The following is a 24,245-nucleotide window of genomic DNA, read 5'->3' as shown; positions in this document are numbered from 1 at the left end:
TTTCTTTTTTCTATCATTTCCTCGGAAATTTTGCAATTCTCATACATATTTTTACAGATTTTGTCGAAAAGTAATTAGTTATACGTTGTATAGGATACGTGAATATTGTTCAAAATGATTGCTGAGGTGATGATGGAATGCGAGGAAGAAATAATAAAAAGTCGCAAAAGGTAGTACATTTATTTCAAAAAAGATGGGTGTTTCCGGCACTATACATTGCTTGTGCAGCGGTAATCTTAATGGTTGCGCTATGGTTCCAAGGAGCTAATCCGAAGAAGACTCCAAACCACGATCAAGCAACACCGTATACACAATCGGAAGATCCAGCAGTACCAGTAACAAAATCTTCAGAAGTAGTGAAAATGCCAGCTGCCGCGAATGCGGAAGTAGTCGTACAGAAGAAATTCTATGAAGATGCAGCAACTGAGGCGGAACAAGAAAAAGCACTTGTCTTTTATAACAACACATATTCCCCGAACAAAGGAATTGACATTGCTGCGAAGAATGGAAAAGAATTCAATGTTGCTGCTGCTTTAAGTGGTACAGTAACGAAAGCTGAAAAAGATTCACTTCTTGGTTATGTTGTAACAGTTGATAGTGGAAATGGTGTAGCGGTATCTTATCAAAGCTTAGGCAGTGTGAAAGTAGAAAAAGGTGCAAGAGTTGCACAAGGTGAAGTATTAGGAACATCCGGTCTAAGTGCAATGAATAAAGAGGCAGGTTCTCACGTTCATTTTGAAGTACGTAAAGACAATGTGGCTGTGAACCCTGAACGTTACTTAAATAAATCAGTAACAGAAATTAAAGCTGATGCAGGTGCTGCAAAGGCTACGAATGCTTCTGGTAAAAAAGCTGATGACAAATCTCAAAAAGAAGAGAAGTCAACGAGCACGAAACCTGAAAGTAAAACAGAAGACAAGTCTCAAAAAGAAGAGAAATCAACAAGCGGTTCAACTAGTGACAAAAAAGAAGAACCGAAGAAAGAAGAAAAATCAACAAATGGTTCTACAGAATCATCTAACGATTCTTCTTCACAAGAATAATGAAGTGAAAAAATCAGTTCCCACTAGGGGAGCTGATTTTTTTATTTTTATATAAAAATACTCAATTTCGAGAAAAAAGTTGCAATAACAAGGAAAAATGACGAGATTCTCGAATATATATTACAAAAGGGAGGGGATACTGTGTCATTTTTGTTTGTTCTGTCGACTGCTATTATTTTATTGTTTGTTTTATTCACTTTATATTATTACATTGCCGGTAAGAAAGAGGTTCCCCACCATCAATTGTTAGAAGAAGAATTGGAACGAGAAGAATGACACCTTATATATAAGGTGTCATTTTTTTTCGCTATAATAGTCAGTTTTAACGTATTTCTCACAAAAAAACGTAATTTTTCTTAACTTAGTCCGCAAAAATAGTGAACATGTAGCATATATCAGTAGTGCGGGCAATACAATGGTATAAACCAAAGCAAAGAGAGTGTTTGAGGTGAGAAATCGTGAATCATTTCATTATAAATCCAAGAATGTTTAACGCTTACAAACAGCACTCACACTTACTTCTTAGTCGTATGCAGCGAGGCTCATTTCACCCTTCTCACATCCAAATTAGGGAGGCGAGTGGTGTGCACGATTACATCAAAGAGAGAACTATCAAGATTGGTAAGTATATCGTGGAGACAAGAAAGACAGTGCGTGTCATTGCAAAGGAATTTGGGGTATCAAAGAGTACAGTCCATAAAGATTTAACAGAACGTCTACCAGAAATTAATCCAGAGCTCGCAAATGAAGTGAAAGAAATTCTTGATTATCATAAGTCTATTCGTCATTTAAGAGGGGGAGAAGCAACAAAACAAAAGTATAGAAAAGAAGATGTAGAGAAGCCTGTACGTCAATAATGTTACAGTAGCAAACATTCCGTTCACATTCGGTAATATTTTTCAGAAGAATTCTTTTTGCGAATATTACGTTTCTGTTAAATTTATGATAAAATCAGAAATTAGGTGAAAAGAATTCGGGTGTAACCTGATTTTGAATATCGAGGAGGAAAAAACGGGAATGTTTGCGCGAGATATCGGAATTGACCTAGGTACGGCTAACGTATTAATTCATGTTAAAGGTAAGGGTATTGTATTAAATGAGCCATCTGTTGTGGCGATTGATCGTAATAGTGGTAAAGTATTAGCAGTAGGTGAAGAAGCGAGAAGCATGGTGGGACGTACGCCTGGTAATATTGTAGCAATTCGTCCACTTAAAGATGGTGTAATCGCAGACTTCGAAATTACAGAAGCAATGTTAAAGTATTTCATTAACAAATTGGACGTAAAGAGCTTCTTTTCAAAACCTCGTATTTTAATTTGTTGTCCAACAAATATTACATCAGTAGAACAAAAAGCAATTCGTGAAGCTGCTGAACGTTCAGGTGGTAAAACAGTATTTTTAGAAGAAGAACCAAAAGTAGCCGCAGTTGGTGCTGGTATGGAAATCTTCCAACCAAGCGGTAACATGGTTGTTGATATTGGTGGAGGTACAACAGATATCGCTGTACTATCTATGGGTGATATTGTTACCTCTTCCTCTATCAAAATGGCTGGCGATAAGTTTGATATGGAGATCTTAAACTATATTAAACGTAAGTATAAGCTATTAATCGGAGAACGTACTTCAGAAGATATTAAAATTAAAGTTGGTACAGTATTCCCAGGTGCACGTAGTGAAGAACTTGAAATTCGCGGACGTGACATGGTAACAGGCTTACCACGTACAATTACAGTATGCTCTGAAGAAATTACAGAAGCATTAAAAGAAAATGCAGCTGTTATTGTACAAGCTGCAAAAGGCGTATTAGAGCGCACACCACCAGAACTATCTGCAGATATCATCGACCGCGGTGTTATTCTAACAGGCGGTGGAGCTTTACTACACGGTATCGACATGCTTCTAGCAGAAGAACTAAAAGTACCAGTATTAATTGCTGAAAACCCAATGCACTGCGTTGCGGTTGGTACAGGTATTATGTTAGAGAATATCGACAGATTACCAAAGCGTGCTTTGAGATGATTTGAAAGAACTAAGGCTAATGCCTTAGTTCTTTTTTCGTTTTTATATTTTTTTATTTTGTTTTTTTGCGAAAATGGAAGGAAAATAGAGAAATATGAAGGAAACAGGTAAAATATTCATATATATGGTTAAATTTAATATTTCCTTAATTGAAAACGTTTATAATATAATGAGTCGAATACGACATTAAGGCAAATAATGTTTCAATACATATTGCCTTTCCCTAATTTGGGCATACACTCTTTTCCACCTCCGTGTCAGTTGCAAAAATGTGCAACTATTTTAATGGAATAGAGTGTGTGCATTTTTTTTAGGAAGTTGTGCTAAATATAAAATGTTACTTTGTAATGACAAATAATAAACAAAATGGGATAATAGCAATATGTCCAAGTGGTAAGACCAATATTACAAAAGGGGCGATTGTTACATGCTAAATATAGAACAAATTAAAGAAATCATTCCTCACCGCTATCCATTTTTACTTGTTGATAAAATATTAGAAGTAGATGAAGGCAAAAGAGCGGTTGGGATTAAAAATGTATCCGCAAATGAAGAATTCTTTAACGGACACTTCCCTGACTATGCAGTTATGCCTGGTGTACTTATTGTAGAAGCATTAGCACAAGTAGGAGCAGTTGCAGTATTAAAGAAAGAAGAAAACCGCGGAAGACTTGCTTTCTTTGCAGGTATCGACAATTGCCGTTTCAAAAAACAAGTACGCCCAGGTGATCAGCTTCGTCTAGAAGTAGAAATGACACGCGTACGCGGCCCAATTGGAAAAGGAAAAGCAATCGCAACAGTAGATGGTGAAGTTGCATGTGAGGCAGAAATCACATTTGCGATTGGTGATAAAAAAGAATAGATAGTACTAAAAAATCTCCTTGTGAAAAGACAAGGGGATTTTTTGATTTCTACTATATAACGATGAAAAGATAATGTACAAACTAATCAGAAAATTACTTGTAAATAGATGGTAATTACCATATACTTACTTTATTATTTATCTAGAAAACAGGATAAGTGATAAAGGTAATAAAGAAATAAAGGCATTGTCATATTGTTAAGGTACTTAAGTAAGACAAAGTAGAATGTTATTGATTATGATGAGATATAGGGAAATCAGCAAAAATATTAATTAGACGTATGAAATCGAGCATAAGAGAGAGAAAAGGGAAATGTCGCATTTCACAAAAGGAGATTATGAATATGTTCGGGAGAAAGAAAAGAAAACCATTACGACAATTAATTACACATAAAGAGCCTAAATCGCGTATTACAGAACAATACCGTAACATTCGTACAAACATTGAGTTTACATCTGTAGATAATCATGTTCGTTCTATTATTGTTACTTCAGCCGATCCAGGTGATGGGAAAACAACGACAATCTCAAACTTAGCAGTTGTTTTCGGACAACAAGGAAAGAAAGTTTTATTAATTGGAGCTGACTTGCGTAAGCCGACGATACAAAACTTATTTGCCATTCATATTTCAAATGGGTTAACGAACTTATTATCAGGACAAGCAAAACTTATGCAATGCATTCAAAAAACAGATATAGAGAACGTATACTTAATGGCAGCAGGTCCAATCCCGCCAAACCCAGCAGAACTATTAGGGAGCCGGGCAATGGACGAGGCGTTGCTAGAAGCATATAACATGTTTGATATTATATTAATCGACACACCACCTGTCCTTGCGGTTACGGATGCACAAATACTTGCGAATAAATGTGATGGAATCGTACTCGTTGTACGAAGTGAAAAGACGGAAAAAGATAAAATCGTAAAAGCGAAACAAATATTAGATAAAGCATCAGGAAAACTACTAGGTTTTGTTTTGAATGATAAAAGAGAAGAAAAAGAGCAGTATGGTTATTACTAAAATGAGAAAAAAGCCAATAAGAAATACTTATTGGCTTTTTTCTCATTTTGAAATTTATTTCTCAAGTTACATAGTATAAAAAGCATGATATGATAAATAATTTGGGAAATCATTGGAATGTGTTGTCATATTTAAGATAATTTTGTAAGATTAAACTTGTTTGTTGTGAACAAATATAAAACTGAATTATTAAAAATGAAAAATGTAAGATTTATATGTTATAATTTTTCCTATGTGTAAATTTTAGAAAGTTGGAGGAACCTATGGAAGAAACAATTAGTCTAAAAGAGTTATTTCATATCTTAAAAAAACGTTTAGCAATGATCCTCGTAATTGCCTTTGGTGCAGCAATAGTAAGTGCTATCATTAGCTTCTTCTTTATGACACCAATCTATCAATCTTCGACGCAAATTCTTGTTAATCAGAAGAAGCAAGAAGGGGCAATGATTCAAGCCGGTGAAATTCAAACGAATATTCAATTAACAAATACATATAAGGTTATTATTAAAAGTCCAGTAATCTTAGATCAAGTAAATGAAAAATTAAATTTAAATATGACAGCTCAAGCTTTAACAGGAAAGATTAATGTTGCGAATGAAAAAGATTCACAAGTAATATCTTTAACAGCTGAAGATAAAAATCCGAAGCTAGCCCGTGATATTGCAAATGCAACTGCAGATGTATTTAAAAGTGAAGTTGCAAAAATTATGAGCGTTGATAACGTAACAGTATTATCTAAAGCTGAAGTTGCAGAAAATCAATCTCCAATTAAACCACGTCCAATGTTAAATGTGGTAATCGCTTTCGTTGTTGGTTTAATGGCTTCAGTTGGTCTTGCATTCTTACTAGAGTACTTAGATAACACAGTGAAAAAAGAAGAAGATGTAGAAAACTTACTTGGTTTACCAGTATTAGGTATTGTAGCCCGTATGGATGAAGAAACATTGAACGTGAAATCACACGCTCCATCATCAAGAAAAGTGAGGGGACAAACAATTGGCTCTTAATTTATTTAAAAAGAAAAAGAATCATCGTCAACGCCGTCAATTAATTGCTCATCAACAACCGAAATCACCAATTTCAGAACAATATCGTAATATTCGAACGAATATTGAATTTGCAGCTGTTGACACGAATTTACATTCATTAATGGTCACGTCTGCAAACCCAAGTGAAGGGAAAACGACAACGACAGCGAATATGGCAGTTGTGTTTGCTCAACAAGGAAAAAAAGTATTATTAATTGATGCAGATATGCGTAAACCAGCGATGCATCAAATGTTCCAAGTGGATAACATTTTTGGACTTACGAACGTACTAACACATAGTGAACGTTTAGAAAAATGTGTGCAAACGACATCTATAGATAATCTAAGCTTTTTAGCATGTGGTCCAATCCCGCCAAATCCAGCGGAATTGTTAGGTTCAAAATCAATGAAAGAACTTCTTGGACAAGCATACAGTATGTATGATTTAGTTATTTTTGATATGCCGCCTATTTTAGCTGTAACCGATGCGCAAATTATGGCAAATATATGTGATGCTTCTATTCTTGTTGTTCGTAGTGAATCAACAGAGAAAGAAACAGCAGTAAAAGCAAAAGGATTGTTAGAATCGGCTAAAGGTAAATTGTTAGGTGTTGTTCTAAATGACCGTGAACGTGAAGAGGGCTTATATTATTACTACGGTGCAAACTAATTTTAAAGTGAGATATGGTAAAAACATATCTCCTTTTTTCCCTTGAATATGAGCAATATCTCATATTCAAGGGAAAAAAGATCTTTATAGGAGAGAGGGAGGATGAAACAAATGATAGATTTACATTGTCACATTTTACCTGGTATCGATGACGGTGCACAGACAGTAACAGATAGTTTAGCAATGGCACAACAAGCCGTGTCAGAAGGAATACATACTATTGTCGCAACACCACATCATCAAAATGGTAAATATATAAATGAACGTACCTCAATTATTCATCACGTAAAACAACTAAATGATGAACTACAACAACATAATATTCCACTTACTATTTTACCTGGGCAAGAGGTCAGGTTATATGGCAATTTATTAGAAGACTATGAAGCTGATAAAATCGTTACTTTAAATGAAACAAATAAATATATATTCATTGAATTTCCATCGAATCACGTACCACGTTATGCCGAACAATTATTATACGAATTACGTGTAAAAGGAATGATTCCAATTATCGTTCATCCAGAACGTAATGCCGAGTTAATCGAGCGGCCAGATAAGTTATATAACCTTGTAAATAAAGGTGCATTAACACAAGTGACAGCAGGGAGTTTGCTTGGGAAATTCGGTAAAAAAATTAAAAAGTTTTCACTTCAACTTGTAGAACATAATTTAACGCATATGGTCGCTTCAGATGCACATAACACGACGTCGAGAGGATTTCATTTAGCAGAAAGCTATGAAATAATTGAGAAAGAATTCGGAATGAATGTTATGAGTGATTTGAAAGAAAATCCATATTTATTAATTAGCGGGAAAGCAATTTATAAAGAAGATCCAGAACAAATTCGCCGTAAAAAATTGTTCGGTATTTTTTAAATACAGAACTGGTGATGTCTCCTAACCGTTATCAACGGAGGCACTCGGTCGTGCTGTGGGTAGAAATTTTTATTTCGAACCTACCTTAGACGCTTGTCGTCGGGAGTATGACGTGAGGGTGGGTTAGATGCCCATAATTTATTTCTAATAGAAACTCTACCTATAGAGTTATAACCATGACTCTATAGGTAGGGTTTTTGTTATTGCTACATATAGATATAATAATTTATTTTTGGGGGTACTAGATTTGAAAAAAGTAAGGAAAGCAATTATTCCAGCTGCTGGACTGGGGACAAGGTTTTTACCAGCAACGAAAGCAATGCCGAAAGAAATGTTACCTATCGTTGATAAACCGACAATTCAATACATAGTAGAAGAAGCGATAGAATCAGGAATTGAAGATATTATTATTGTTACTGGAAAAGGTAAACGTGCTATTGAAGATCATTTTGATCATTCCTTTGAATTAGAGCAAAGCCTACTAGAAAAAGGAAAGCATGAAATGCTAGAAAAAGTACAAGCTTCTTCAAAAATTAATATTCATTACATAAGACAAAAGGAACCAAAAGGGCTGGGACACGCAGTATGGTGTGCACGTAAATTTATTGGAAATGAGCCGTTTGCAGTATTACTTGGTGATGATATTGTTCAAGCAGAAACGCCATGTTTACGTCAATTAATGGATCAATATGAAGGTACACAGTCATCAGTTATTGGTGTACAAACAGTACCTGAAAACGAAACACATCGTTACGGTATTATCGATCCAATTGAACAAAGCGATCGCCGTTATCAAGTACGTCAATTTGTGGAGAAGCCAGCTCAAGGAACTGCCCCATCAAATTTAGCAATTATGGGACGTTACGTATTAACGCCAGAAATCTTTATGTTCCTTGAAAATCAACAAACAGGTGCGGGCGGAGAAATCCAATTAACAGATGCCATTCAACGATTAAATGAAGTTCAACGTGTATTTGCTTATGACTTTGAAGGTATTCGTTACGATGTCGGGGAGAAGTTTGGATTTATTAAGACAACGATTGAGATAGCACTTCAACATAAAGAATTGAAAGGCGAACTGATGAAATATATGAATGAACTTGTTGAAACTGAAAATGTATAAGGTGAGGTGGAAAGGAATTGGCTTTGAAAAAAGTATCGGGTGAAACAATAAAAGAACAAGGGTTACTTGCTGCTGAAGAGATAAACCGAAATGTGATGTATTTATTTATGAAGCGTGTAATAGATATATTTGGTGCGTTGTGTGGAATTATTTTACTATCACCAGTTTTTATTATTGTTGCTATATTAATTAAGGTAGAAGATCCGAAGGGTCCCGTTTTTTTTAAACAAATTCGTGTTGGGAAAGCTGGAAAGGAATTCGGAATGTATAAGTTTCGTTCAATGGTAACAGATGCGGAGGAACAATTAAAAGATTTATTACAGCATAATGAAGTATCAGGTGCTATGTTTAAGATGAAAGATGATCCTCGTGTTACAAAAATTGGTAAGTTTATTCGTAAGACAAGTATTGATGAATTACCGCAACTATTAAATGTCTTAAAAGGAGAGATGAGTCTAGTTGGACCTCGTCCACCACTTACGAGAGAAGTAAAGGAATATACATTATATGATAAGCAGAGGTTACTTGTCACTCCAGGATGTACAGGACTTTGGCAAGTTACAGAAAGAAATAGCGTTGGATTTTCTGAAATGGTAGAGTTAGATTTAGAATATATACGAAACAGAAGTATTTCCTATGATGTGAAGATTATTTTTAAAACGATTAGAGTATTATTAGGATCAAATAACGCTTATTAAAATAGGTTTTGAAACAGCTTCATTATTATATGTGATGGATATAGTAGGAAGATAAATATGGAAATATACTTTAGGTGAGAACATGAATTTTAAAAAAGATTTTATCCGAGTTTTAAATGTTAATGTGTTAAACCTTTTTATAGGTATAGTGACAGGATTTTTATTGCCAGCATTTATGCCCATTGATCAGTATGCATACTTGAAAACATTTACTTTATATTTAACTTATATAGGGTTATTACATGTGGGTTATATAGATGGATTATTCCTTAAATATGGTGGGAAACAAAGGGATAGTATAGATTTAAGTGTATTAAAGGGTGAAAATTTATTTTTTTTATATTTTCAAATAGTAGTAATGGGTACATTTTTAGGTATTGGAATTTATTATAATGATTATATATACATCGCAATATCATTATGTATCCTTCCAATCAATGTTCAAAGCTTATTCAAGTTTTTTTATCAAGCTATAGGAGAGTTTAAAATTTATTCTAGAATAACACTCTTAGCACCAAGTATAACTTTTATATTTAACTTGCTTTTGATTTTTTATTTTAAAGTCAATAAATTTGAATTTTATATTTTAGCTAATATAGTTTGTAATTACTTGATTTTTGTCATATTGGAACTAATATTTTTGAAGAAACAAAAATATATCAAAGCTACCTATAATAGGGAAGGCTTAATGGATAATTTTCGCATAGGTATTTTTGTAATGATTGGTAATTTTTCATCTATAATTTTTTATACAATTGATAGATGGTTTGTTAAATATTATATGGATGTTCGTAGCTTCGCTTTTTATTCATTTGCGATCTCAATGATGACGGTAATTACGGTTTTAATAGGTGCATTAACAACAACCTTATATCCCCATTTAGCAAGAAATAAAAAGCTGATAGAAAATAATATTAAGGTGTATCTTCTAATTTTAGGTGCACTGTTGAGTACAAGTTATTTTGGATTTGCATTCATTGTAGAGGAATTTATAGTAAAATATACAGAATCTTTATCGATTATATCTATTCTATTTGTAAGTTTCCCTGCCATTGTTGTTATCAATGCATTGTATTCTAATTTGTATAAATTAAAAAGAAGACAAAAAAAATATTTCTTTACCATATTTTGTGTGTTGGTAATTAATATTGTGATGAATTTATTAGCTATATATATATATACAGGGATAGAATCAATAGCGATAGCAACTAGTGTATCATTTTATATTTGGTATGTGTATTCAGGAAAAGAGTTTAAGGATATGAAAAGCAGTATAAGAGAAACTATGTTTTTGATTATATACTTAATATTATTCTTATTGTGCTCATTAGGTATGAATACAATAATAGGTGGAATGATTTATCTAGCAGGAATATTAATATTGATATTAATTTGTTTCTTCTCAGAAGTCCAAAATTTTATATTATCATTTAAAAAAAATAGATTCTAATTGTAAAGTTAGAGTCTTTTATAGGAGAGAGCAAATTTGAAAAAAGTATTGTTTAATACTTACAATGAAGGAAATATAACCGCTTTAATAAATTATTACAATCAGTATTTAAAAAATGAATACGATAATAAATTAAAAATAGAATATGTAAATCATTATAAATATAAAGATAGTAAAGTTATTAAGTTTGTTAAAAGATTAGTTGATATGTTTGGTGGTTATGATTTAATAGTATCTGATTATCCAACAAAACTCTATGCGACTAGTAAAAAAGGTATTTTTGTTAGTCATGGATATGGTACTAAAAAAACACCTGGGTACGATGAATTAGATAATAAAAAAACTATGAATTTCTATCGTTCAATGAGAAAAAATGTTGATTATATAGTCACCTTATCTCAAAGAGATGAGGAATATTATATGCGTCATGAAACTTTAGAAATACATCGTTTACCTGAGTATATTCCATTAGGTCTACCCAGAAATGATATGTTATTTAATAATAATCAAATAGAACAGAATACAAGGATTTTCAAGAAAGAACTAGGAATAGGTTCAGATGAAAAAATAATCTTATATGCTCCTACCTGGAGAGGATACGATTTAAAAAATGAATTTACATTTTCTAGGGAGGATTTTAATAGATTAAACGATTTTTTAAAGGGAATGAATTGTAAATTTTTGTATAGGGGTCACTATTTAGAAGGAATCATTACAAAGGAATTAATACAGGGATTAAGTAATGTACAAATCGTGGGATTTGAGGAAGAACCAAATACTCAAAAAATTTTATGTGCTACAGATTTGTTAATTACAGATTACAGTTCTATTTATATAGATTTTCTAGCTATTGGAAAAGCAATTGCGTTTATTCCTTTTGATAGCGAAAAGTATGATAGGCATAGAGGGCTGGCTATAGATTTCCAAAATGATATAGAAACGCCAGGTCCGAAATTGAATAATATGGAAGAATTAATGGAATACATCAAAGATGTATTAAAGGGACAAGATGATTACGAGCAAATAAGGAAACAATCACAAAAACTATACTATCATTATTATGATGGAGAGAGTTGTAAAAGATTTTGGGATTTAATATTGAAGGAACTTAATTTATAACACAAAGGAGCAAAATGATGAATATAGGTGTAATTTTAGCTGGTGGCGTAGGTATGAGAATGGGGAATGTAGATATTCCTAAACAATTCATTGAAATATATGGTAAGCCTTTGATTGTTCATACTATGGAAAGTTTTGATACACATCCAGAAATTGATGGTATTGTTATAGTGGCATTAAAGGAATGGCATGAAGATATTAGAATATGGCTGAGGAAGTATGAGATTAATAAAGTAAAAGCCATAGTTGATGGAGGGAGTACTAGACAGGAATCTATTTATAACTCTCTGGAATATTTAAATACATATATGGAAGCTGATGATATTGTAGTAATACATGATGCTGCACGTCCATTAATTTCACACCGAATTATTACTGACAATATAAAATATACAAAAGAGTATGGGGCTGTGGATACAGTTATTCCTACTGCGGATACGATTATAAGAAGCTTAGATGCAAAAACAATTAAGGATGTACCTACTCGAAAAGAACTTTATTTAGGTCAAACGCCGCAAAGTTTTAAATACTCAATAATTAGTGAGGCACATAAAAAGGTGATAGGTAGTAAAGTGAAAGATGCTACAGATGATTGTCAATTAGTCCTTAAGATGAATCGAGATGTTTACTTGGTTGAAGGAGAAAAATTGAATTTCAAGATCACTACACCAGAAGATTTATTATTACTCAAATCAATTATAAAATTAAGTAAATTGGAGAGAGTTTAATATGTTTGGAAAAAGTTTTAAAGTTGTTAATCCTAAACAATTCGAATTATATATTGAAGAGGTAGAAAGTAAAGATAATTGTGCTACAGTTAGAATCGATACTGCAGCAGTTTGTAAGGCTGATTTAAGATATTATCTTGGAAATAGAGATCCTAGGCTTTTGGCATTAAAATATCCTATGAATTTACTACATGAAGCTGTTGGAACTGTTGTAAAAGATCCGACTGGTACGTTTAAGAAGGGACAAAAGGTAGCATTGGTTCCTAATATCGCTTCAAATTGTGATAAAGGTAATAAAAAACATCATGCCTGTGGTAAATCGGAATTAGGTGAAAACTATTGTCCAGATGCATTATTCGCGTCTAGTAATTATAATGGATTTGCTCGAGAGTATGTAAACTACCCTGTAGGGAATTTGGTAGAATTGCCGGAAGAAATTCCCTTTTCTATAGGGGTATTTAGTGAGTTGATTTCTGTTTGTATGAGTACTATTCGAAGGATAAAAATAGAAGGTAATGAAACGATAGCTGTATGGGGAGATGGAATATTAGGGTATATCCTATGCAGTGTGTTAAAACAAATACATAGTGGTGATGTATTTATTGTAGGTAAAAATGAATCTAAGCTCAATGAGTTCTTGGTAACAGATAAGTTTTATATAGGAGAAGAAAAACTAAGGGAGTTAAATATAGATATTGCATTTGAGTGTGTCGGTGGGAATGGTGCTGAAAGTGCTATTGAAGAAATTATTAATGCTATAAGTATTGGCGGAAAGATTGTTTTAACAGGTGTTAGCGAGCAAAATGTAGAGATAAATACAAGAAAGATACTTGAAAAAGGTTTAAGTATGTTTGGTGTGACTAGAAGTAATGTTGAAGATTTTAGAAATGGAATTAAATTATTCCAATCAAAAGAATTTACTAATTCAATTGAAAAATTAATTATAGATGAGTATTCAATCAAGAATATAAAAGAATTCTATAGTGTTTTTGAATTGGAGAGTAAAAACCGAAGTTTAGGGAAAAATCTTTTAAAGTTTAATTTTTAAAGTGAATTTTAAAATCAGTAGGGGTTAAATTTAAATGAAGCAGAATGTGGCAGTAGTAATACTTAACTATAATGATTATCAGACGACATGTGGCCTTATTGAGAAAATAAAGGATTATAATATAATTAATAATATAGTTATAGTTGATAATAATTCTACAAATGAATCATATATCAAATTAAAGGTTTATGAGAGTAGCAAAATTAAGGTTATTAAGAGTGAGAAGAACGGTGGATATGCATATGGTAACAATGTAGGGATAAAATACGCAATAGAAGAATTAGATGTAGAATTTGTTATTATTTCCAATCCAGACGTTTTATTTACGGAATCAGTTATTAAAAAGGTTATTGAAGTAGGTATGTCTGATAGTGAAATAGGTTTGGTAGCACCTACAATGATAAATTCTAATGAAAAGAATGCAGTCCCTGCTTGGAAATTACCAACATTGAAAGACGATATAGTAATTTCGTTTGAAGTAGGTAAAAGGTTAATGGGTGATCCATTGTTGTATAAGGAAGATTTATCAAAAGATATAAATGAAGTTGATGTCCTTCCAGGTTCTTTATTTGGAGCAAGAGCAGACGTTTTAAAAAAGGTAGATTATTTTGATGAGGAAACCTTTTTATATTGTGAGGAAAGAATATTAGCTTACAAATTAAAAAGAGTAGGTTTTAAGAATATATTATTAGGTAATGAAACGTATATTCATGATCACTCTGTTACAATTAGTAAGTTTGTTAGTGATTTAAAAAAACAAAAAATTTTATTAGAGAGTAAAAATATATATCATCGAAAATATTTAAATATTTCCAAAGGGAAAGAAATGTTATTTAAAACCTTAATTCCTCTTATTAAATTAGAGAAAGTTTTAATCTTATTATTAAGACGATATATATATCCTATATGGAGAATAATTTTTAATAAATAAGGAGTATTTATATTTATGGAATTATTAATAAAAAAGGAATTTAAAAATCATAAATTTACTTTTTTAGGCTTGTACATAGGTTTTAGTTTAATAATGCTAGTGTTAACAATGTTTTATCCATGGCTATCTTTGCTACTAGTGTGCGGTGTTTTATTGGTAATTTTAGTTTTTAGATATCCTTTTTTATTCCTAGTTTTATTAACTTTTGGTTTTATGCTACATCCTATGTTGGTAAGCAAAATATTGGTTAATAAGTTTCAATTAACGGGAATAACCGCTAATATTGTATTATCTTGGAAGGATGTTTTGTTGATATTGGTGTTTATTAGGAGTCTTTTTGATGCTAGGAATCGTCAAAAACACAAGTTTCTACCTATCCCATTTTTCTACTTATTAGCCTTTATATTTTTAGGTACGGCTTATCTTTTTATTAAATCTGATTTTATTCGTGGTTTAAGTGGATATAGGTACGATTATGAGCCATTTTTGATTTTATTCGCAGCATATAATTTGAAAATTGACAGAAAAAAAATATTTAGATTCTTAAAAGCTTTTCTGATATTCTCATTTCTTTTAGCGATATGGGCTTTAATTCAAGCTAACATTCTTGGAACTAAATTTTTATTTGAAAACGGTTATGGCAATAATGGGTACTTGGATCCAGCTTATTTTATTGCTGGACACACGTTCCAAAGAGCTATGGGTACGTTGGCAGTTCCTAATAACTATGGTGTATTCGTTGGAATTAGTATAATTATTGCTGTATATTTTAGAGGTTTTTTCAAAAATAAATGGTTATACTATATATTTTTAACAATACAATGTATTTCTTTAATAGAAACATTTTCACGGAGTGCATGGTTAGGACTAATCATGTGTATAGTTATATACGTGTTGTTAGAAAAGAAGAAAAAACTTTTTATGATGATTGTTTTTATAGCAACAATAGGTAGTTTATATTTCTTTGTAATGCTAATTACAAACCCTGATAATACCATTGTAAATTATTTAATAAAGACAATAACCTTACAAGATTCTTCCTCATTAGGGCATTGGAATTCTTGGATTGAAGGAATTAACTTTATTACAAATAATCCAATTGGTATTGGTCTAGGTATAGCTGGCCCTAAGGCATCAGCATTAACAGGTGAATTTCTTAATGTAGAGAGTTCATACTTTTTAATAGCATATGAACTAGGAGTAATTGGTTTGTTGTTATTTCTTATGTTTAACATGTCAATTTTAAGGGTTTTTAAGAAAGCATATAGGGTTATAAAGGAAGAAGAGTCCTTGTTTATAGAAAGTGTATTTTATAGTTGGATTGTAGTAAGTGTTTCGTATTTCTTCTTACCTAGTTATCAAGAAGCTGAAGTTCAAATTCTTATTTTATGTTTGACTGGTTTAGCACTTAATTTATATGTTGAGTATAAGATTAAAGTTGAAAATAATCGGCAATAACGTGTCAGTATTAGGATGATGATGAATAATATAATTTAATTTTATATGAACATTTAAATATATTGAAGATAATGAGGAATGTCTCTAATTGATGCATTCCTCATTTGTTTACAATAAAAAGGAGTATGAGGATACATGAAAGGCATTATTTTAGCAGGTGGAAGTGGGACAAGATTATATCCATTAACAATGGTTACAAGTAAACAATTATTACCGATATATGATAAACCAATGATTTATTATCCATTATCTACACTGATGTTAGCGGGAATTCGTGAAATTTTAATTATCTCAACACCTGAGGATACACCGCGTTTCGAAGCTTTATTAGGGGATGGATCTCAATTTGGAATTTCTCTTCAATATAAAGTACAACCAAGTCCAGATGGACTAGCACAAGCATTTATTATTGGTGAAGAATTTATTGGTGATGATTCTGTAGCGATGGTGCTAGGGGACAACATTTATTATGGTAGCGGAATGAGAAAAATGTTACAGCGAGCTGCCCAGAAAGAAAGTGGAGCGACAGTATTTGGTTATCATGTGCATGATCCAGAACGTTTTGGTGTGGTTGAATTTGATGAGAATGGAAAAGTATTGAGCGTAGAAGAAAAACCAGAAGAGCCAAAATCAAACTATGCAATCACTGGTTTATATTTCTATGATAATCGCGTAGTTGAAATTGCCAAGAATGTTAAACCATCAGCACGTGGCGAATTAGAAATTACGTCTATAAATGAAGCATATTTAAATAATGGTGAATTAGAGGTTGAATTATTAGGTCGTGGTTACACATGGTTAGATACAGGTACACATCAAAGTCTTGTGGATGCAACAAACTTTGTAAAAACAGTTGAAGATCATCAAGGAATTAAAATTGCAGCACTTGAAGAGATTGGCTTTATTAATGGGTGGATTAATAAAGAAACTTTAATTGAATCAGGTGATCAGTGCTCTAAAAATGGCTATGGTCAATATTTATTAAAAGTGGCAAATGGTAGTATTAAATACTAATTTGGAGTGAATATAATGAAAATTGTAGATACAAATTTGTTAGGTGTAAAAGTAATTGAACCAAAAGTATTTGGAGATCACCGTGGTTGGTTCATGGAAACTTTTAGTGATCAGGCAATGAGAGAAGCAGGTATTGATTTGCAATTTGTACAAGACAATCAATCGTTTTCTGCAACCAAAGGAACACTTCGTGGTTTACACTATCAATTAAACCCTAAAGCACAAACTAAGCTTGTACGTTGTACACGTGGGTCCATATTCGATGTTGCAGTAGATATTCGTAAGGGAAGCCCTACATATGGTCAATGGTTCGGTATTGAGTTAAGTGCTGAGAATAAAAAACAGTTATTAATTCCAAAAGGATTCGCACATGGATTTATGACATTAACGGATGATGTTGAGGTTCAGTATAAAGTTGATGAATTGTATGCACCTGAATGTGATCGAGGAATCATTTGGAATGATGCTGAAGTAGGTGTTGAGTGGCCAATGGAGATTCAACCAGTGCTATCTGAAAAAGACGAAAAAGCACCTTCATTAAAAGAAGCAGAAAATAACTTTGTATACGGGGAGTAAAAAAATGAAAATTTTAGTAACCGGTTATAATGGTCAGCTTGGATATGACGTAGTAAAACGTGGAGAGAAGCAAGGACTAGAAATGCAAGGTATTGGAATAGAAGATTTAGATATTACAAACGAAGCTGCGGTTTATAAATTTGTAGATAAAGTAAAACCAGATGCAATTATTCATTGTGCAGCATATACGGCTGTTGATAAATCTGAAGATGATAAAGAGCTTTGTTGGAATGTGAATGTAGAAGGTACAAAATATCTTGCTACAGCAGTAAAAAAATTAAATGCTAAATTTGTTTATATTAGTACAGATTATGTATTTGATGGAGAAGGAACTCATGCATTTGTAGAAACTGACGCACCTAATCCGGTTGGATACTACGGTTTAACAAAGTATGAGGGAGAAAAAGTAGTTAGAAGCTTAATAGATAACAACTTTATTGTGCGTATTTCATGGGTATTCGGTATTAATGGAAATAACTTCATTAAAACGATGCTTCGTTTAGGTGAAACACGTAATGAACTGAACGTTGTGGGGGATCAAATAGGATCACCAACTTACACGTATGATTTAGCTCGGTTGTTAGTTGATATGGTTGTAACAGAGAAATATGGTACATATCATGCTACAAATGAAGGTTTCTGTAGTTGGGCTGAATTTGCGCAAGAAATTTTTGAGATTGCAGGACAAGATGTAAAAGTAAATAGTATTACAACAGAAGAATATCCTACTCGTGCAGTACGCCCTAAAAATTCACGTATGTCTAAGCAGAAATTAATTAATAATGGATTTGAGCCATTACAAGATTGGAAGAAAGCAACAAAACATTATATTACACAATTACAACAAGAGGTGAAATAAGATGGAAAAAAAGAAAGTATTAGTAACAGGTGGCGCAGGTTTTATTGGAGGAAACTTTGTACAGTATATGGTAAATAAATATCCCGGTTATCATATTGTAAATTTAGATGTATTGACATATGCAGGAGATTTAACAAAGCATAAAGATATTGAGAACAAAGATAACTATTCATTTGCTAAGGTTGATATCGTAGACCGTCAAGCGGTAAACCAACTATTTGAACAAGAGAAATTTGATTATGTTGTGCATTTTGCTGCAGAGAGTCATGTGGATCGTTCTATTACTGAACCTGAAGTATTTATTAGTACCAATGTATTAGGGACACAAGTATTATTAGATGCAGCAAAAGCGTTTGGTATTACTAAATTTGTTCATGTATCGACAGATGAAGTATACGGTGAATTAGATTTTGATCCAACTACATTCTTTACAGAAGAGACGCCTCTACAGCCAAATAGCCCATATAGTGCAAGTAAAGCTTCTTCTGACCTATTAGTTCGAGCGTATCATGAAACATTTGGTTTACCAATTAATATTACACGTTGCTCAAACAATTATGGACCATTCCATTTCCCAGAAAAATTAATTCCATTAACAATTTCACGTGTATTAAATGATGAAAAGGTTCCTGTATATGGGGACGGTAAAAATATTCGTGACTGGTTACACGTTATTGATCATTGTGCCGCAATTGATTTAGTTATGCATGAAGGTATAAATGGTGAAGTGTATAATGTTGGTGGGCATAATGAACGTACAAATTTAGAAGTAGTTCAAACAATTATTAGTACGCTTGGTAAATCAGAAAACTTAATCGAGTTCGTTCAAGATCGCTTAGGTCATGATAAACGTTACGCAATTGATCCAACAAAGCTAGAAAAGTTAGGTTGGAAACCAACTTATACATTTGAAACAGGAATTGCTCAAACGATTAAATGGTATTTAGATAATGAAGAATGGTGGAAAGCGATTGTAACAGGTGAATACAAGAGTTACTTTGCGAAGCAGTATACAACTTTATAAGTAATAGAGATTATTAATATGAATGTCATTCAATAGAATGATTTTGAGATGAAGGTAATAAATTTTATTACCTTCATTTTTTATAAATAATAACGTGGGAAATTTATAATCCTATGACGAAACTAAGGAGAGAACAAATTGAAAATATTGCATATTTCACTGGGATTACCACCTTATCGCACAGGTGGGTTAACAAAATACTCAGTAGATTTAATGCATTCACAAGGACAAGAGCATCAAGTGTTTCTTTTGTATCCAGGGAAATTTACGCTCTCGAAAAGGACAGCTGTTAAGAAAAATAAACCATATGGAAGTATATCGGTATATGAATTAATTAATCCTTTACCAATTCCTTTATTAAATGGGATTAATCAACCTGAGCATTTTATGAAGGAAGTAGATCATAAGGTATATGAGGAATTTTTAATAGAATTAAAACCAGAGGTAATTCATGTGCATACCTTAATGGGGATACACAAAGAATTTTTTGAAACAGCAAAGAGATTAAACATAAAAATTGTATTTACTACACATGATTATTTTGGTCTTTGTCCAAAAGTAAATTTGATGGACTCAAAAGGTAACATTTGTAATGATTTTAATGATGGAAAAAGCTGTATAGAATGCAATGTGAATGCATTAAGTCTTCCAACGGTTCATGTGATGCAATCGTATCCATATCGTTATTTAAAAGATAGTAGTATAGTGAAATCGCTAAGGAAAATTAAAAAGAATCAAATTAAAAATAATAATGCAGCTCCTAGTGTGAAACAAGGGGTTGAAGAAATAGATGTGGATTTAGCGAAGCAGTATATAGAATTAAGAAATTATTATTTAAAAATGTTTAAGTTAGTAGATTACTTCCATTTCAATAGTTCTATAGCAAAAGAGCAATTTGAAAAATATTTTGATGTGAGCGGAAAGGTAGTTTCTATTAGCCATCAAGATATTTTTGATTATCGTCAAGAGCGCAGTATTACAAAAAGAGAAAACGCGTTAGTTAAATTAGGATATTTAGGGCCTATAGATACTTATAAAGGGTTTTATTCTTTGAAAGATACATTGGAATCTTTAAAAGAAAAGGGATATACTAATTGGCACTTAGGAGTGTATGGTGATTTTTTAAATGATCCAGACATATATAATCCAGAATATTATACATTTTATGGTAGATATAATTATAGCCAGTTAAAGGATATTTTTAATGAAGTTGATTTGTTAATTATCCCTAGCATTTGGAAGGAAACTTTTGGGTTTATTGGTTTAGAAGCACAATCGTATGGTGTTCCAATTATGGTCTCTGAATACGTTGGTTTTAAGGACTTGATACAAGATGGAGAAACTGGCTTTATTTATAAAGTAAATAAACATGATTTTATTGATAAACTATCAATGATTCTTGATGATATTTCATTATTAGAACGAGTAAGTAAAAATCTGTTGGAATTGGATTTCCCTCATTTAATGGAACAACATACTAAAGAAATAATAAGCCTATATCAAGAGGTAAGAGCGGGAGTAGAAAATTAGATGAAACACGTATTTATTATTGGATCGAAAGGAATCCCAGCGAAGTATGGGGGATTTGAAACGTTTGTAGAGTATTTAACGGAACGAAAGCAAAGTGAAGATATTCAGTATCATGTATCTTGCTTAGCGGATAACAATGAAGAATTTCAGTATAATAAGGCGAGATGCTTCAACGTGAAGACCCCTGAAATTGGGAGTGCGAAAGCTGTTGCGTATGATATATTAAGTTTAAGAGAGTGTATTAGTTATATTAAAAAAAATAATCTTAAAAATTGTATTGTATATATACTCGCATGTCGCATTGGCCCATTTTTCTCTTTTTATAAAAGGAAGTTAGAAAAAATGGGTGTTCAAGTCTTTGTAAATCCAGATGGTCATGAATGGAAAAGAAGTAAATGGAGTCCAGCTATTAGAGCTTATTGGAAAATATCTGAAAATCTAATGGTCAAGCATGCTGATTTACTGGTATGTGATTCTAAAGGTATTGAGTCATATATTCAAAAGGATTACAAAAAGCATGAACCAAAGACAACTTTTATTGCCTATGGCGCTGATGTTACAACCTCTCTTTTAAAAGAGGACGACAGCAAGGTAATTGAATGGTATAAGCAGCATGATGTGGCTGGGAATGAATATTATTTAGTAGTTGGTCGTTTCGTTCCAGAGAATAACTATGAATTAATGGTCCGTGAGTTTATGAAATCAAATTCTAAAAAAGATTTTGTTATCATTTCGAATGTTGAAGAAAATCAATTTTATCAAGAATTATTAACAAAAACGAATTTTAATAAAGATCCACGTATTAAATTTGTTGGCACTGTTTATGACCAAGACTTGTTAAGAAAAATTCGTGAAGATGCATTTGCCTATTTCCATGGTCATGAAGTGGGTGGAACAAATCCATCATTATTAGAGGCGTTAGCATCAACGAAATTGAATATGCTTTTGGATGTAGTATTCAATAAAGAAGTCGGCGAAGAAGGTGCGGTTTATTTTTCTAAAGAAGAAGGCAATTTAGCTAATTTAATTCAAGAAGTAGAAGCTTATTCTGAAGCTGAAATTGATAAGTTAAGTAACAAAGCTAAAGATCGAATTATTCATGAGTATTCTTGGGAGAAAATAGTGAATGATTATGAGAATTTATTTTTAAATTCTTGATATATATACATTTATGCCTTTTATTAATGGAATATTAGAGTAGCATTTAGTTTACAAGTCATTTACAAGTTATATGTATATCCGTATAGTATTATATGGAATGAAATTTATAATGTTGAAATTGTTAATCGAAAGAAGGAAAAACGATGAAGAAAAAGATTCTATTTTGGATCCTAGGTATCATTGGTGTTCTTGTTATTGCTGGCGGTGTATATGCGTATACTATTTATTCTGATGTATCAAATACGTTAAATACGGTACACAAGCCTTTGGATCGTGATAAGTCTGACAAACGAGATAAGAAGGTAGACATTGCGGATAATAAACCTATATCTATTTTACTGATGGGGGTAGACCAAGAAGGTAATGGAACAGGTAGATCCGATTCACTTATGTTATTTACCTTAAATCAAAAAACAAAATCTATGAAAATTACAAGTATTCCACGAGACTCTTATACGGAGATTGTAGGGAAAGGGAAAAAAGATAAAATCAACCATGCCTATGCATTTGGTGGTATTGATATGGCTGTAAAAACAGTAGAGAATTTCCTAAATGTACCGGTTGATCATTACATTGAAGTAAACATGGCTGGATTCAAAGATATTGTAGATGCTGTTGGTGGTGTTGATGTAAATAACGATTTGGAGTTTACATCTAGGAACCAACATTTTGCTAAAGGTAACATCCATTTAAATGGTGAAACAGCATTAAAGTATACTCGTATGCGTTATGAAGATCCACGTGGTGACTTCGGTCGTCAAATGCGCCAACGTCAAGTTATTCAGGCTGTAATTAAGAAGGGTGCAAGTGTATCTTCTCTAGCAAGCTACGGTGATGTATTAAAAGCAATTGAGAAAAATGTTAAAACAAGTTTAACGCAAGAGCAAATGTTTGATATTCAAAAGAATTATAAAGATTGTATGGAGAACAGTGAAGAAATTCAAATCCCAGGCGACGGCCACAAAGCCGCCGACGGTATTTGGTACTACTATGTTCCGGATGCAGCGAAACAAGATATAACAAATAAGTTAAGAGCACATCTTGAATTAACTAAGTAATATGTAATGGCCCAACTCCTTTGGAAGGAGTTGGGTTTATTTTTGCGTGGATTTATATTAGTATTATATATTGTGAGATTAATAGATGAGGTGAATCGATGAATAAGAAAGCAGTACTTGTCCTTGTTGTTTTTGTATTGTTTGTTGCTTCGATTGTGAGCGGTAAATTGTACTGGAATAAGAAAGTTGCAAATGCAACGGGACAAACGAGTGAAGTAACGAAAACAAAAGCTGAAGTGAAAGATAGCGGAGCAAAGAAAGAAGAGAAAAAAGAAGAGAAAAAAGAAGAGAAAAAACAAGATGCGAAGTCATCTTTTAATGAGGCATACGCGAAGAACTTGCCAGATGCAGTGAAAGAGAAGTTAAAGAAAGCTGCTGAGGATAAAAAAGCAGTAAATCTTGTTATCGTTGGTGATGAAGCTTCTTCATCTGAAAAAGGTGCTTGGGCAGCTAAGTTAACGTCTAATTTAGAAACTGCTTACGGTAAAGGTTTATGGAATGTGACTGTAAAGGAATATAAGGGTGAAAGCACAGAAGAGTTAATTGCGAATAAGCGTGATAAAGAGATTGCGAAAGAGAATCCAGATGTGATTTTATTTGAGCCACCATTTATTACTGATAACGGTAAAACTGGTAATGGGAACTCTGTAGTAAATACACAGAAGTTCGTTCAAGCACTTTCTACTAGTGCAAAGGGTGCTACAATTATGATTCAACCATCAAATCCAGTGTATGGTGCGAAAAATTACCCGAAAGCAATTGAAGCATTAAAACAATTTGCAACGCAAAATAATTATACATATATTGATCATTGGGGAGCATGGCCGGATGCATCGACAAAGGCTATTCTACCATATTTAAAAGAAGAATTTGGTTTCCCAACTGCTAAAGGTCATGAAGTTTGGGCACAATATGTAACGGATTATTTTGTAGCTAAATAATAAA

The 24,245-nt window shown here is 32.4% G+C and carries 25 protein-coding genes; all 25 read left to right on the top strand.

Annotated features, from left to right (window positions below; all coding sequences use genetic code 11):
- Positions 1-137: 137 nt before the first annotated feature.
- Entirely contained in the window at positions 138-1,043 is a 906-nt protein-coding gene (locus N2V80_RS26215; protein ID WP_001214926.1) for a M23 family metallopeptidase, read from the top strand.
- A 141-nt stretch (positions 1,044-1,184) separates the two neighbouring features.
- On the top strand, positions 1,185-1,319 hold the full coding sequence (locus N2V80_RS26210) for a hypothetical protein (protein ID WP_000008903.1): 135 nt from the start codon (positions 1,185-1,187) through the stop codon (positions 1,317-1,319).
- A gap of 308 nt (positions 1,320-1,627) precedes the next feature.
- A complete protein-coding gene (gene spoIIID / locus N2V80_RS26205; RefSeq protein WP_000544012.1) occupies positions 1,628-1,900 on the top strand; it encodes a sporulation transcriptional regulator SpoIIID in 273 nt (90 codons plus the stop codon).
- A gap of 160 nt (positions 1,901-2,060) precedes the next feature.
- The gene (locus N2V80_RS26200) at positions 2,061-3,062 is read left to right on the top strand and encodes a rod shape-determining protein (RefSeq protein WP_000457978.1); all 1,002 of its coding nucleotides are present in this window, start codon (positions 2,061-2,063) and stop codon (positions 3,060-3,062) included.
- 427 nt (positions 3,063-3,489) lie between these two features.
- A complete protein-coding gene (fabZ, locus tag N2V80_RS26195) occupies positions 3,490-3,924 on the top strand; it encodes a 3-hydroxyacyl-ACP dehydratase FabZ (RefSeq protein ID WP_000931959.1) in 435 nt (144 codons plus the stop codon).
- Between the two features lie 344 nt (positions 3,925-4,268).
- A complete protein-coding gene (locus N2V80_RS26190; protein WP_061655616.1) occupies positions 4,269-4,946 on the top strand; it encodes a CpsD/CapB family tyrosine-protein kinase in 678 nt (225 codons plus the stop codon).
- A gap of 263 nt (positions 4,947-5,209) precedes the next feature.
- Entirely contained in the window at positions 5,210-5,953 is a 744-nt protein-coding gene (locus tag N2V80_RS26185) for a YveK family protein (RefSeq protein ID WP_061655615.1), read from the top strand.
- A complete protein-coding gene (locus tag N2V80_RS26180; RefSeq protein WP_061655614.1) occupies positions 5,943-6,644 on the top strand; it encodes a CpsD/CapB family tyrosine-protein kinase in 702 nt (233 codons plus the stop codon). Before N2V80_RS26185 ends, N2V80_RS26180 begins: the two co-directional genes overlap by 11 nt.
- A 111-nt stretch (positions 6,645-6,755) precedes the next feature.
- Positions 6,756-7,523: a tyrosine-protein phosphatase gene (locus N2V80_RS26175; protein WP_061655623.1), complete on the top strand. Its 768-nt coding sequence runs from the start codon at positions 6,756-6,758 to the stop codon at positions 7,521-7,523.
- Positions 7,524-7,770: 247 nt separating this feature from the next.
- Positions 7,771-8,646 carry a UTP--glucose-1-phosphate uridylyltransferase GalU gene (gene galU / locus N2V80_RS26170; protein WP_061655613.1) on the top strand — a complete coding sequence of 292 codons (876 nt, stop codon included), beginning with the start codon at positions 7,771-7,773 and terminating at the stop codon, positions 8,644-8,646.
- A gap of 17 nt (positions 8,647-8,663) precedes the next feature.
- Positions 8,664-9,344: a sugar transferase gene (locus tag N2V80_RS26165; protein WP_061655612.1), complete on the top strand. Its 681-nt coding sequence runs from the start codon at positions 8,664-8,666 to the stop codon at positions 9,342-9,344.
- Positions 9,345-9,426: 82 nt separating this feature from the next.
- Entirely contained in the window at positions 9,427-10,794 is a 1,368-nt protein-coding gene (locus N2V80_RS26160; protein WP_061655611.1) for an oligosaccharide flippase family protein, read from the top strand.
- Positions 10,795-10,830: 36 nt separating this feature from the next.
- The gene (locus N2V80_RS26155) at positions 10,831-11,913 is read left to right on the top strand and encodes a CDP-glycerol glycerophosphotransferase family protein (protein ID WP_061655610.1); all 1,083 of its coding nucleotides are present in this window, start codon (positions 10,831-10,833) and stop codon (positions 11,911-11,913) included.
- Between the two features lie 17 nt (positions 11,914-11,930).
- Positions 11,931-12,641, top strand: coding sequence for a 2-C-methyl-D-erythritol 4-phosphate cytidylyltransferase (ispD, locus tag N2V80_RS26150; protein WP_061655609.1), 711 nt, complete (start codon positions 11,931-11,933; stop codon positions 12,639-12,641).
- A 1-nt stretch (position 12,642) separates the two neighbouring features.
- A complete protein-coding gene (locus N2V80_RS26145) occupies positions 12,643-13,689 on the top strand; it encodes an alcohol dehydrogenase catalytic domain-containing protein (RefSeq protein WP_098559618.1) in 1,047 nt (348 codons plus the stop codon).
- Positions 13,690-13,723: 34 nt separating this feature from the next.
- Entirely contained in the window at positions 13,724-14,620 is an 897-nt protein-coding gene (locus tag N2V80_RS26140; protein ID WP_061655199.1) for a glycosyltransferase, read from the top strand.
- 15 nt (positions 14,621-14,635) lie between these two features.
- Positions 14,636-16,078, top strand: coding sequence for an O-antigen ligase family protein (locus N2V80_RS26135; protein ID WP_061655200.1), 1,443 nt, complete (start codon positions 14,636-14,638; stop codon positions 16,076-16,078).
- Between the two features lie 135 nt (positions 16,079-16,213).
- Entirely contained in the window at positions 16,214-17,092 is an 879-nt protein-coding gene (rfbA, locus tag N2V80_RS26130; protein ID WP_061655201.1) for a glucose-1-phosphate thymidylyltransferase RfbA, read from the top strand.
- A gap of 15 nt (positions 17,093-17,107) precedes the next feature.
- The gene (gene rfbC, locus N2V80_RS26125) at positions 17,108-17,668 is read left to right on the top strand and encodes a dTDP-4-dehydrorhamnose 3,5-epimerase (protein WP_061655202.1); all 561 of its coding nucleotides are present in this window, start codon (positions 17,108-17,110) and stop codon (positions 17,666-17,668) included.
- Between the two features lie 4 nt (positions 17,669-17,672).
- On the top strand, positions 17,673-18,527 hold the full coding sequence (gene rfbD, locus N2V80_RS26120) for a dTDP-4-dehydrorhamnose reductase (protein WP_061655203.1): 855 nt from the start codon (positions 17,673-17,675) through the stop codon (positions 18,525-18,527).
- A 1-nt stretch (position 18,528) separates the two neighbouring features.
- On the top strand, positions 18,529-19,551 hold the full coding sequence (rfbB, locus tag N2V80_RS26115) for a dTDP-glucose 4,6-dehydratase (protein ID WP_061655204.1): 1,023 nt from the start codon (positions 18,529-18,531) through the stop codon (positions 19,549-19,551).
- Between the two features lie 138 nt (positions 19,552-19,689).
- The gene (locus N2V80_RS26110; RefSeq protein WP_061655205.1) at positions 19,690-21,081 is read left to right on the top strand and encodes a glycosyltransferase; all 1,392 of its coding nucleotides are present in this window, start codon (positions 19,690-19,692) and stop codon (positions 21,079-21,081) included.
- Positions 21,082-22,239, top strand: coding sequence for a beta 1-4 rhamnosyltransferase Cps2T (gene cps2T / locus N2V80_RS26105; protein WP_061655206.1), 1,158 nt, complete (start codon positions 21,082-21,084; stop codon positions 22,237-22,239).
- A 146-nt stretch (positions 22,240-22,385) separates the two neighbouring features.
- Positions 22,386-23,300 carry a polyisoprenyl-teichoic acid--peptidoglycan teichoic acid transferase TagU gene (gene tagU / locus N2V80_RS26100; protein WP_061655207.1) on the top strand — a complete coding sequence of 305 codons (915 nt, stop codon included), beginning with the start codon at positions 22,386-22,388 and terminating at the stop codon, positions 23,298-23,300.
- Positions 23,301-23,398: 98 nt separating this feature from the next.
- Positions 23,399-24,241 carry an SGNH/GDSL hydrolase family protein gene (locus N2V80_RS26095; protein WP_061655208.1) on the top strand — a complete coding sequence of 281 codons (843 nt, stop codon included), beginning with the start codon at positions 23,399-23,401 and terminating at the stop codon, positions 24,239-24,241.
- Positions 24,242-24,245: the final 4 nt, after the last annotated feature.

The organism is Bacillus sp. FSL W8-0640, from assembly GCF_038007725.1.
Lineage (GTDB): Bacteria > Bacillota > Bacilli > Bacillales > Bacillaceae_G > Bacillus_A > Bacillus_A cereus.
Note: the sequence above shows the minus strand (reverse complement) of the source record. Positions and strands in the feature narration are given on the sequence as shown.